The 11,937-nt window shown below is 39.0% G+C and carries 12 protein-coding genes; all 12 read left to right on the top strand.

Translation table 11 applies throughout. The features are described from left to right. Positions 1-193, top strand: a 193-nt coding sequence (locus ABIL69_11180) for a hypothetical protein (protein ID MEO0124550.1), incomplete at its 5' end; no start/stop codon positions are given. Next, complete coding sequence (locus ABIL69_11175; protein ID MEO0124549.1) at positions 190-1,869, top strand: glutamine--tRNA ligase/YqeY domain fusion protein; 1,680 nt, start codon at positions 190-192, stop codon at positions 1,867-1,869. The genes ABIL69_11180 and ABIL69_11175, both read left to right, overlap by 4 nt. A 26-nt stretch (positions 1,870-1,895) precedes the next feature. Beyond that, entirely contained in the window at positions 1,896-2,387 is a 492-nt protein-coding gene (locus ABIL69_11170) for an asparaginase domain-containing protein (GenBank protein ID MEO0124548.1), read from the top strand. Next, positions 2,387-3,319: a methylmalonyl Co-A mutase-associated GTPase MeaB gene (gene meaB, locus ABIL69_11165; GenBank protein ID MEO0124547.1), complete on the top strand. Its 933-nt coding sequence runs from the start codon at positions 2,387-2,389 to the stop codon at positions 3,317-3,319. Before ABIL69_11170 ends, meaB begins: the two co-directional genes overlap by 1 nt. 160 nt (positions 3,320-3,479) lie before the next feature. Continuing rightward, positions 3,480-5,120 carry a methylmalonyl-CoA mutase family protein gene (locus ABIL69_11160; protein ID MEO0124546.1) on the top strand — a complete coding sequence of 547 codons (1,641 nt, stop codon included), beginning with the start codon at positions 3,480-3,482 and terminating at the stop codon, positions 5,118-5,120. Positions 5,121-5,297: 177 nt separating this feature from the next. After that, entirely contained in the window at positions 5,298-5,723 is a 426-nt protein-coding gene (locus tag ABIL69_11155) for a cobalamin B12-binding domain-containing protein (GenBank protein MEO0124545.1), read from the top strand. Positions 5,724-5,804: 81 nt separating this feature from the next. Then, positions 5,805-6,020 (top strand): DUF6800 family protein, encoded by a 216-nt coding sequence (locus ABIL69_11150; protein MEO0124544.1) that lies wholly within the window; start codon positions 5,805-5,807, stop codon positions 6,018-6,020. Between the two features lie 3 nt (positions 6,021-6,023). Continuing rightward, entirely contained in the window at positions 6,024-6,860 is an 837-nt protein-coding gene (locus ABIL69_11145) for an MBL fold metallo-hydrolase (GenBank protein MEO0124543.1), read from the top strand. A 55-nt stretch (positions 6,861-6,915) separates the two neighbouring features. Next, positions 6,916-7,332, top strand: a complete 417-nt coding sequence (locus tag ABIL69_11140; GenBank protein ID MEO0124542.1) for a transposase — start codon at positions 6,916-6,918, stop codon at positions 7,330-7,332. Positions 7,333-7,465: 133 nt separating this feature from the next. Beyond that, the gene (locus ABIL69_11135) at positions 7,466-9,013 is read left to right on the top strand and encodes an acyl-CoA carboxylase subunit beta (protein ID MEO0124541.1); all 1,548 of its coding nucleotides are present in this window, start codon (positions 7,466-7,468) and stop codon (positions 9,011-9,013) included. A 213-nt stretch (positions 9,014-9,226) separates the two neighbouring features. Next, positions 9,227-10,726: an acetyl-CoA carboxylase biotin carboxylase subunit gene (locus tag ABIL69_11130; GenBank protein ID MEO0124540.1), complete on the top strand. Its 1,500-nt coding sequence runs from the start codon at positions 9,227-9,229 to the stop codon at positions 10,724-10,726. A gap of 302 nt (positions 10,727-11,028) precedes the next feature. After that, positions 11,029-11,937 (top strand): DNA methyltransferase (locus ABIL69_11125; protein MEO0124539.1); only part of this gene is annotated, 909 nt, incomplete at its 3' end.

The following is an 11,937-nucleotide window of genomic DNA, read 5'->3' as shown; positions in this document are numbered from 1 at the left end:
AAAATGGATCGATGGTTATATATTCAACAAGAAATATGAACTAAATCTTAAAAATGCTAAAAGGCTTCTTGGTAAACTCCTGAATTTTTACAAATTTCTTGTTCAAAGGAGTTATACCGAAAGAGAAAAATCAGTAATCCATAAATTTTTTGTAAAACTCGTCCGTAGCAAAATTAAGAAAGGAATAAAATGAATAATTCCAAACCCAAAGACTTTATAAGAGAAATAATTGATGAACATAATCGTACCGGAAGGTTCGGGGGAAAGGTTCATACGCGGTTCCCACCTGAACCTAATGGTTACCTTCACATCGGTCATGCCAAGGCAATCTGTATTGATTTTGGCATTGCTGAAGAATATGGTGGTTTATGCAATTTAAGATATGATGATACAAATCCCACAAAGGAAGAAGTGGAATATGTAGAATCAATAAAAGAAGATATTCGCTGGCTCGGTTTTGACTGGGGTGATAGAGAATACTACGCATCAGATTATTTTGAAAAACTATATGACTTTGCTATAACCTTGATTAAAAAAGGCAAGGCTTATGTGTGTGACTGTTCACCTGATGAAGTAAGACTGATGCGCGGGACACTTACTGAGCCTGGTAAAGAGTGCCCGCATCGCAACCGTTCGGTTGAAGAAAATCTTGAATTGTTCAAAAGAATGCGTGCAGGAGAATTTCCCGATGGTTCAAAAACCCTGCGGGCGAAAATAGATATGAAACATGGTAATCTTAATATGCGCGACCCAATAATGTATCGGATTTTACATGTGCCGCACCATCGCACAGGCAACAAATGGTGTATCTATCCTACCTATGATTGGGCACATGGCCAGTCAGATTCAATTGAAGGAATTACACATTCAATATGTACGCTTGAGTTTGAAGACCACCGTCCTTTGTATGATTGGTTCTTAGATGAACTTGGGATACACCATCCCCAACAGATTGAGTTTGCGAGGCTAAACCTCACCTATACGATTTTAAGTAAAAGAAAATTACTACAACTTGTAGAAAAAGGATATGTAAGCGGCTGGGATGACCCGAGAATGCCGACTATTTCGGGAATGAGAAGAAGGGGTTATACACCTGAGGCAATAAAAAACTTTTGTGATATTATCGGGGTGGCAAAGAACAATACAGTTGTTGATATCTCATTGCTTGAGCATTGTCTGCGGGATGATTTGAATAAAAGGGCACCAAGAAGGATGGTGGTATTGCGTCCCCTTAAGGTAATTATTGATAATTACCCTGAAGGACAGGTAGAAGAACTTGATGCAATAAACAACCCTGAGGATATGGCTATGGGAACAAGAAAGATTCCTTTTTCAAAGATAATATACATTGAACAGGATGATTTTCGTGAAGACCCACCAAAGGAATTTTATCGTCTTGCACCCGGAAGGGAAGTCAGATTGAGATATGCATATTATGTAAAATGTGTTGATGTGGTAAAAGATAAAGATGGAAATATTGTAGAATTACACTGCACCTATGACCCTGCAACCCGTGGTGGAGATTCTCCTGATGGAAGGAAGGTAAAGGCAACATTACACTGGGTGAGTGCCGACCATTGCATAGAGGGCGAAGTTAGGTTATATGACAGATTATTCAAAACACCCGACCCGGATGAAGGCGGTGATTTTTTGAAGAATTTAAATCCTGATTCTCTCAAAATTCTGACAGGATGCAAACTTGAACCATCTCTCAAAGATGTGAAACCCGGTGATTTTTTCCAGTTTGAGAGGCTGGGCTATTTCTGTGTTGATAAAGATTCAAAACCAGAGAAACTCATTTTTAATCGTTCAGTTACAATCAAAGATACCTGGGCGAAGATAGAGGCCAGGTTGAAAATTAAGAGTTGAAAATTTATGAAAATGGAGAATAATTTATGTCGATAAGAATCTTTATAACCGGTGGAACTTTTGATAAGGAATACAACGAATTAAATGGGGAATTGTTTTTCAAAGATACCCATATTCCTCAAATGCTTCGTCTTGGAAGATGCCGGCTTCCAGTAGAAATTAGAACTTTAATGATGATTGATAGCAGAAATATGACTGATGAAGACCGCGAAATAATTGCCCGAAATTGTATCAAAACGCCTGAAGATAGGATTGTGATTACTCACGGGACAGATACGATGGTTGAAACCGCAAAATATTTAGCTGACCGCTTGAAAAACAAAACAGTTGTGCTGACGGGTGCAATGGTTCCTTATACATTTGGTAGTTCAGATGGAATGTTTAATCTTGGCTGTGCCCTTGCATTCGTTCAGATTTTGCCTCCGGGTGTATATATTGCCATGAATGGCAGATATTTTACCTATGACAATGTGCGTAAGAATAAAAAGACCGGTGAGTTTGAAGAGATAAAAACATAATGAATCTGATCAAAGGTCTCTTAAAAAGAGATAAGTTAAGTATTGCTCGCATTATTACCCAGGTTGAGAATGATACCGGATACGATATTTTAGATAAAATTTATCCCTATACCGGCAGGGCATTTCATATCGGTATAACCGGTCCGCCTGGTGCTGGTAAATCTACCCTGGTAAATGCAATTGCCAAGAAATTCCTTGATAAAAATTTCAAAATAGGAATTATTGCAGTTGACCCAACTTCTCCATTCTCTGGTGGTGCACTACTTGGCGATAGAATCAGGATGGGTGACCTATCATTACACAAAAATGTCTTTATCCGCAGTATGGCAACCCGTGGTAGTCTTGGTGGTCTTTCAAAAAAGACAAAGGATGTCGCATTGGTTCTTGATGCCGCAGGTATGGATTATATTCTTATTGAGACGGTCGGTGTTGGACAGATAGAACTTGATATTGCCCAGGTTTGTGATACAAAGATTGTTGTGCTTGTGCCTGAATCCGGTGACTCAATACAGGCTATGAAGGCGGGACTTTTGGAGATTGCAGATATTGTTGTAGTAAATAAAGGTGATAGAGAAGGGAGCGATGCGCTTTTGACCGAACTGAAATTTGCCTTTGATTTAAGACCAAAGACTTCCTGGCGTGTACCAATTTTAAAAACCATTGCTACAGATGAGATTGGTATAATAGAACTTGTAAAGGAAATTAATAACCATGAAAATTATCTAAAAAGTAGCGGAAATTTAAAAAACTTAAGAAAACAGCGCATTCTAAACCAGATCCACGAAACGATTGAAGTTGAGGTAAAAAGGCATTTGCGTGAATCAGTGATTGATGATAAAGAACTTGATAGGTATGTGGAAAGAATCATGGAGCGAAAATTAAGTCCTTATAAAGTAGCGAATAGGATTCTCAAATCTTTAATCAGGCGGTGAAATACTTATTAGATGTAGGGCAAACCTTCGGATTGCATATTATTTTTGCGAGGCTAAAGCCTTGCCTTACAAAATTATCTTCAAACACCGCAAATTGCATTTATTTTTAGGTATTTAGGAGTTTAGGTATTTAGGCATTTTATTTATCAAGGGAGGTGTGATGTCTAATTCAAAGAAAAAACAATGGGAGGAAAAATACAAGACCTGTAAGGAGCGGGATTTTAAATTTACGACAGTTTCCGGGGTTCCACTGAAGGCATTATACACTCCTGATGACCTTCACGGTTTTGACTACGAGCGCGACCTTGGTTATCCTGGTGAATTTCCTTTTACCCGCGGTGTCCAAACCACAATGTATCGCGGCAGACTCTGGACAATGCGTCAGTTTTCGGGAATGGGGACTCCAAAAGATACCAATAAGAGATATAAGTATCTCCTGAAGCATGGTCAGACTGGACTATCTGTCGCCTTTGATTTTCCTACCCTGTATGGCAGGGATTCGGACGACCCATTTTCCCATGGTGAAGTGGGTAAGTGTGGTGTGGCAGTTGATACCTTAAGGGATATGGAGATAATTTTTGACGGTATCCCCCTTGATAAAATTTCAACATCAATGACGATAAATCCACCAGCCGCAATGCTTCTTGCAATGTATATTGTAGTAGGTGAGAAACAGGGTGTGCCTGCTGACCTTCTCACCGGCACAATCCAGAATGATATGTTAAAAGAATATCAGGCACAGAAGACATGGATCTATCCACCTGAGCCATCAATGAGGATAATCACGGATATCCTTGCTTATTGTTCGGATAATGTCCCAAAGTGGAATACAATTTCAATCTCTGGTTATCATATTCGCGAAGCAGGTGCTACTGCAGTCCAGGAACTTGCTTTTACTTTAGCTAATGGATTTACCTATGTAGAATATGGTATAAAAGCAGGGCTCCCGGTTGATAAATTTGCACCGAGATTGTCTTTCTTTTTCAATTCTCACCTTGATTTCTTTGAAGAAATAGCAAAATATCGTGCGGCAAGAAGGATATGGGCGAAGTTGATGCGTGAAAAATATAATGCCCAGGACCCCCGATCCTGGTTGATGCGATTCCACACCCAGACTGCAGGATGCACATTGACTGCCCAGCAGCCCGAGAATAACATAATCAGAACCGCATTCCAGGCGCTTGCAGCGGTTCTCGGTGGCACACAATCACTTCATACAAATTCTATGGATGAAACTTATGCCTTACCTACAGAAAAGGCAGTGAAGATTGCCTTGAGAACACAGCAATTGATTGCCTATGAAACGGGTGTTGCTAATGTGATTGACCCGCTCGGCGGTTCTTATTATGTTGAATGTCTAACCAATGAGATGGAAAAGAGGGTTTATGAATATTTTGATAAGATAAATGCCTTGGGCGGGGTTCTGCCTGCAATTGAGAAAGGATTTTTCCAGAAAGAAATCTCACGCAGTGCATACGAATATCAACAGGCAATTGAAAAGAGAGAAAAATATCATGTTGGTATCAATATCTTTGAGGAAGAAGAGAAACCCGACATAGAGATTTTGAAAATCCCACCGGAGGTAGAAATAGAGCAGATAAAGAGTTTGAAAAAGGTCAAAAAAGAAAGGAATAACGCAAAGGTCAAAGAGAAATTAAAGGATTTGCGCAAGGCAGCAGAGAACGGAGAAAATTTAATGCCGAGAATTCTTGAGTGTGTTCGCGCCTATGCTACACTCGGTGAGATGTGTGGTACATTAAAGGAAGTCTTTGGTGTATATCGTGAGCCGATCATATTTTAAAAAGCAGGATCGCTACGCTTGCAGGATCGTTTCACTCGCAGTATCACTTCGTTCGCAGGAGATGCCTTTGCAAGCCAAAGGCGATACTGCAAGTCCTGACTTTTTGTCAGGACGATACTGCGAATCCCAATTCATAGGGATGATACTGCGATTACTGCGTTAGAAGAGGAGGTTTCTATGAAAAAGATTCGAGTCCTTGTTGGCAAGCCTGGTCTTGATGGACATGACCGCGGTGCAAAGGTTGTGGCGGCAGCACTGCGGGATGCTGGGATGGAAGTTATTTACACGGGCCTTCATCAAACCTGTGAGGGAATTGTTGAAGCAGCAATACAGGAAGATGTTGATCTTATTGGTTTGTCTATTCTGTCCGGAGCTCATATGACTATTTTCCCGAGAGTTCTTAAACTTCTAAAAGAAAAGAAGGCGAATATCCCAGTAATTGGTGGCGGTATAATACCCCTCGACGATATGAAAAAACTTGAAAAAATGGGTGTCAAAAAACTTTTTGGTCCAGGCACGCCAACTACTGAAATAGTTGAGTGGATAGAGAGGAACATCGAAAAAAAGGAAAGACGAAAATCTGTTCGGCCCAAAAAAAAGTAATTAAAAAAGACAAAGAGATAACAGGTTTTTTAGGTGTTTAGGAATTTAGGCATTTAGGTATTTTCATTACAAGGAGGTTCTATGAAAAAAGGACAAATCCGTCAGTCTGAACTACATAGAAGAGAGAAAAGGCGTGAAAAGACCGAGCGCCTGCGCATTAGATATTTAAATGCAAAAACTGATGAAGAACGAAAAGCAATACTTGATAAACTAATGAAAGTAAATCCTTATATCACGATTGAACAATTTTTAAAACCAATAGAAAAAAAATTAAATAAGATAGAAAAACAGGAGTGAAAGTTGAAGTTTGGCAAGTTTGAATTAATTTCAGTTTCCGACGGTTCGTTCTTTCTTGATGGTGGCACTATGTTCGGTGTAGTGCCAAAGGTTTTGTGGTCAAAAATAGTCCAGCCTGATGAGTTGAATCGTGTTGAGATACCGATTAACTGTCTGTTAATAAAAACGCCTGATGCAAATATAATTGTTGATACTGGAATGGGAAATAAACTTGATGAGAAATTCCGTGAGCTATACAGTGTGAGACAGCCACCTGATCTTGAGAGCGAATTGAACCGGATAAATTTAAAATTTGAAGATATACATTTTGTAGTAAATACACATTTACACTTTGACCATTGTGGTTGGAACACGAGAATAGTGGCTGATAAAATAGTGCCAAGTTTTCCAAATGCAAAATACATAATCCAGAAACAAGAATGGTATGATGCAACACATCCCAATGAACGGACGAGAGCAAGTTATATGAAGGAAAATTATATTCCTATTGAAAATTCCGGACAACTTGTTCTTATAGAAGGTAGCTATGAAATAGTGCCTGGTGTAAAAGTGATTAATACGATCGGGCATACAAAAGGGCATCAATCAGTTTTCATTGAATCCGAAGGCAATAAGGCAATTTATTGGGGAGACTTCATTTCTACTTCTGCCCATATCAAAATTCCTTATCATACGAGTTTTGACCTTTACCCAATGGAACTCGTTGACCTAAAGAAAAAATATCTACGTCAGGCGATCGATGAGCACTGGCTTATGGTCTTTGAACACGACCCGAATGTGGTATTTGCATATTTGGAGGAAGAAGAAGGGAAACCATCCTTGAAGAAGATATCCCTCTAATTTTAGCAGTGCGATTTATCACACATGTTTGGCGGTTTGATGTATCAAAAAAATTATGAGGAAAAGAAAATCAATAAGATTGAAAGATTATGATTACAAAGCCAACGGCTATTATTTTGTAACTATCTGTACTGCAATGCGGCAACCTCTTTTTGTACGGTATAAAGAGCAAGCGGAACGAATATTATTATCTTTACCAGGACGATTTTCTGGTGTCAAAATTGATTATTACAAGTTTGGCAAAGACCATTTACATACAATTTTTGTTTTAGAAGATTCTGAAGTTGCACTGAGCGAAATTGTTAGAACCTACAAAGCATTGGTGACAAAGACAACAGGCCATAAAAATTTCTGGGAATGGAATTACTATGAACATGTGATTCGCAGTGAAAAAGCATTATATAATATAAGAAAATATATTGATGAGCATCCGTTGAAAGAAAAGATAAATTGGGAGGAGATCTATGAATAATGAAATTGTCGGATAAATCCGACCGCTACATTATCGCATGGATGCGATTGCTACAGAAAACAAAGTTGTAGCGGTGCGATTTATCGCACATTTGAAGCAGTTTGATTTATCAAACTATAATTAAGGAGTTATAATGAAAATCAAAGACAAGTTGAAGCATCTTGAAGAACTTGAAAAGCAGGCACTCCTTGGTGGGGGAGAGGCAAGGATTAAGGCACAGCATGATAAAGGTAAATTGACCGCACGGGAAAGGATTGATCTTTTACTTGATAAAGGAACATTCAGAGAAACGGACAGGTTTGTTACGCATCGCTGTACAGACTTTGATATGGATAAACAGAAGATTCTGGGCGATGGTGTGGTAACCGGTTATGGTAAGATAAATGGCAGGAATGTTTGTATATTTTCTGAAGATTTTACGGTCTTTGGCGGTTCTCTTTCTAAGGCGTATGCAGAAAAGATATGTAAGCTACAGGATTTATCAATGAAAATGGGTTGCCCGATAATTGGACTAAAAGATTCAGGTGGCGCGCGAATTCAGGAGGGTGTTGATAGCCTTGCAGGCTATACAGATGTCTTTTTGAGAAATGTCCTTGCTTCGGGTGTTGTGCCACAGATTTCCGCAATAATGGGTCCCTGTGCCGGTGGTGCAGTATATTCTCCAGCAATGACCGATTTTGTGATAATGGTAAAGGGTTCCTATATGTTTTTAACCGGTCCAGATGTAGTAAAGGCAGCAACCCATGAAGATGTTACCTTTGAACAACTCGGTGGAGCAATGGTTCATAATGAAAAATCTGGTGTAGCACATTTTGCCGTGGATACCGAGATTGAATGTATTGAATTGATAAAAAAATTGCTTTCCCATATTCCCCAGAACAATCTTGAAGACCCGCCAACGATAGAATGTACCGATGATATAAATAGAATGGACAAGGAACTTGATGAGATAATTCCCGATAGTCCAATCAAACCCTATGATATGTATGAAGTAATAAAAAGGGTTGTAGACAATGGTGATTTCCTTGAGGTGCACGAGCATTATGCAAAAAATCTAATTGTAGGATTTGCGCGGTTAAATGGAAAATCAATCGGTGTTGTCGCAAATCAACCAGCGGTTCTTGCTGGAGTATTGGATTGTGATTCCGCAATGAAAGGTGCAAGGTTTGTGCGTTTCTGTGATTGTTTCAATATTCCAATTCTCACATTTGTTGATGTGCCAGGATTTTTGCCCGGCACTGCCCAGGAATGGGGTGGCGTGATAAAGAATGGTGCAAAGTTGCTTTATGCATTCTGTGAGGCAACCGTGCCCAGGGTTACGGTTATTACGAGGAAGGCTTACGGCGGTGCATATTGTGTTATGAGTTCAAAACATACCCGTGCGGATATAAATTTTGCCTGGCCCAGTGCCGAGATTGCAGTAATGGGACCGGATGGTGCGGTGAAAATTTTATACAGAAAAGAAATAAAAGAGGCAAAAGACCCCAAGGCATTAGAGAAAAAACTTATAGATGAATATACAAATAAGTTTGCAAATCCATTTGTGACTGCTTCAAAGGGTTATATTGATACGATAATCAGACCTTCTGAAACCAGGCCGCGTGTGATTGAGGCATTTGAAATGATTGAGAACAAGCGTGATACAAATCCACCAAGAAAACATGGGAATATACCATTGTAAAAGTCCAAAATACCTAAATTCCTAAATGCCTAAATTATTAGTTTGTCGTTATAGGTTTTGGTTGCCTGTTTGGTTATATGTTGGCGGTGATTTTTTAGAATCGTTAAACGCTGGACGATTGACGATACGGGCGGCGAAACCGTATAACGATTTACAATAAAATCTGCATGAATCCGTATCAATCTGTTTGCATTAATTTTTGCTTCGCAAAAAATGTTTAAGAAAATACTCGTTGCCAATCGGGGTGAGATTGCGGTGCGGGTCTTAAGGGCCTGCAGGGAGATGGGTATAAAGTCGGTCACGGTCTATTCGGATGCTGACCGTACCGCTCTACATACCCGTTATGCAGATGAGGTCTATTATATTGGACCTTCACCATCTACCGAGAGCTATCTAAGGATTGAAAAGATAATTGGTGTTGCCAAGAAGTCCGGTGCCGAAGCAATCCATCCAGGCTATGGATTCCTTGCTGAAAATACCCAGTTTGCTAAAGCCTGCGAAGATGTAGGCATTATTTTTATCGGACCGAATTCAAAGGCGATTGAACTTCTCGGTGATAAGATTGCCTCAAAGGTCACAATGGTCAAGGCAGGTGTGCCCGTGATACCTGGAAGTGATGGTGCAGTAAAAGATGAGGCAGAGGCACAGAAGGTTATAGAGAAGATCGGCCTTCCAGTTTTGATAAAGGCAGCAGGTGGTGGTGGTGGAAAAGGAATGAGAGTTGTCAGAGATAAAAAAGAACTATCTACTGCGATAAAACAGGCAACCGGTGAGGCACAATCAGCATTTGGCAATCCCACGATTTTTATTGAGAAATTTCTGGAACAGCCAAGGCATATAGAATTTCAGATTCTCGCGGATAATTATGGAAATGTTGTCCATTTATGCGAAAGGGAGTGCTCAATCCAGAGAAGGCATCAGAAACTAATTGAAGAATCACCTTCGGCAATTATGACTCCGGAACTCCGTGAAAAGATGGGTGAAGCAGCAAAGAAGGCAGTAAAGGCATCAGGTTATAATAACGCCGGGACTGTAGAGTTTATGGTTGATAAAGATAGAAACTTCTATTTCCTTGAAATGAATACCCGTTTACAGGTTGAACATCCGGTTACCGAACTCGTAACCGGGATTGATATTGTCAAGGAGCAGTTCAAGATTGCAGCAGGGGAGAAGTTGTCTTTGAGACAGGAAGAAATAAGAATCAATGGCTCGGCGATTGAATGCCGTATAACTGCTGAAGACCCGGAAAATAATTTTGCGCCATCAACGGGAAAGATTACGGAATTGATTGAACCAGGTGGTATTGGTGTTCGGCTTGATAGTGGAATATACGAAGGATTTGAGATTCCCATTTACTACGACCCCTTGATTGCAAAATTACTGGTCTGGGCACCGACACGCAGAGAAGCAATAGAAAGGATGAAAAGGGCATTGAAAGAATATACAATCAGGGGGATAAAGACTTCTATTCCATTCCATTTGTTGGTGATGGAAAATCCACAGTTTATTGCTGGTGAATATGATACGACTTTTATTGACCGGATTCTCGGCAAGATTGAATACAAAAAGGAAAATTACGAGATTGCGGCAATTGCTGCATTGATTACAAAGACCCTGCAGGAGCAAAAGACAACGGTTGCTACAAAGGCAACCACGCAGACGGTCAGTCCCTGGAAACTTGCCGCCCGCCAATCCATGCTCCGAAAGATGTAGCAGTACGATTCAGGGAAAATTTCTCGGCTTTTTCCCCTCGCCCTTGAAGGGAGAAATTTTCCAACTAACTTCCTCGCCCTTGAAGGGAGAGGGAAAGGGTGAGGGTGAATATTTAGATTGCCCGCCGCGCTACTTGGCTGATTCGGATTTGAAATTTTATTTATAAAATGTAGTGGCAGAGTTTACTCTGCCCGTTATCCATTGACAAAAAAGTTGGAATAAATATAATAAAATATAATGATTTCTATAGTATTTATGCCAACAATAAATAGTTTGGATTGGCTAAAAAAAAGAAGTGAACGATGAGACAGAATATATTATTTAGTGCAGAAGATAAAAAACTGATTAGTTTAAAAGAAGCAAGCATTTGGGCATCTCAATATTTGAATCGCAAGGTTTCAATCTCAAATATCTCATATCTACTTCAATATGGAAAAATAAAAAAATATGGAAATGATGGGAATCCTCTTATAAATGTAGACGAATTAAAGGCATATTACGATTATTCTTCTAAACAAAATTATTGGAAAAAGATATTAGGAGAGGATGTTAATTGGCATTTGTCATTTGCTCATTATAAGGAAGCAGAAAGAACAAAGCATGTTCATAGGTTGCATCCTTACAAGGGCAAATTTATTCCTCAATTGGTAGAATATTTTCTTGATTCTCATATCGATGAATTTAAAAAAGAAGTTTATTTCATAAAAGGCGATATAGTGTTAGACCCTTTTTGTGGAAGTGGGACAACTTTAGTTCAGGCAAATGAACTTGGAATGCACGCTATTGGAATAGATATCTCTTCTTTCAATGTGCTAATTTCCGAAGTGAAAGTTGAAAGACATAATTTAAGCCTCCTTACAGAGACAATTTATAAGTTAACTTTAAAACTTGAGGCATTCCAGAAGACTAAAAATAATACTATTTTTGAAGAACAGTTACTTGAAGAACTTGCAAAGTTTAACGACAAATATTTTCCGTCACCAGAATATAAAAGAAAAGTTGCTAAAAAAATAATCAACGAAAATGAATATGCAAAAGATAAAGAAAATAAATTTCTTCATATTTATAATCAATTAGTTCAAAAATTTCAAATCAAAGTTGAACAGGATAAAAAGGAAACCTTTTTAGATAAATGGTTTTTATACCCTGTTAGAAAGGAAATAGATTTCTTGGCACAAGAGATAAAATCAATAAGTGATAATGATGTAAGA

This window comes from candidate division WOR-3 bacterium (assembly GCA_039802005.1).
GTDB lineage: Bacteria > Hydrothermota > Tepidihabitantia > SM23-42 > JAOAFX01 > JAOAFX01.
The sequence above is the reverse complement of the archived record's forward strand: the minus strand, read 5'-3'. Positions and strand labels throughout refer to the sequence as shown.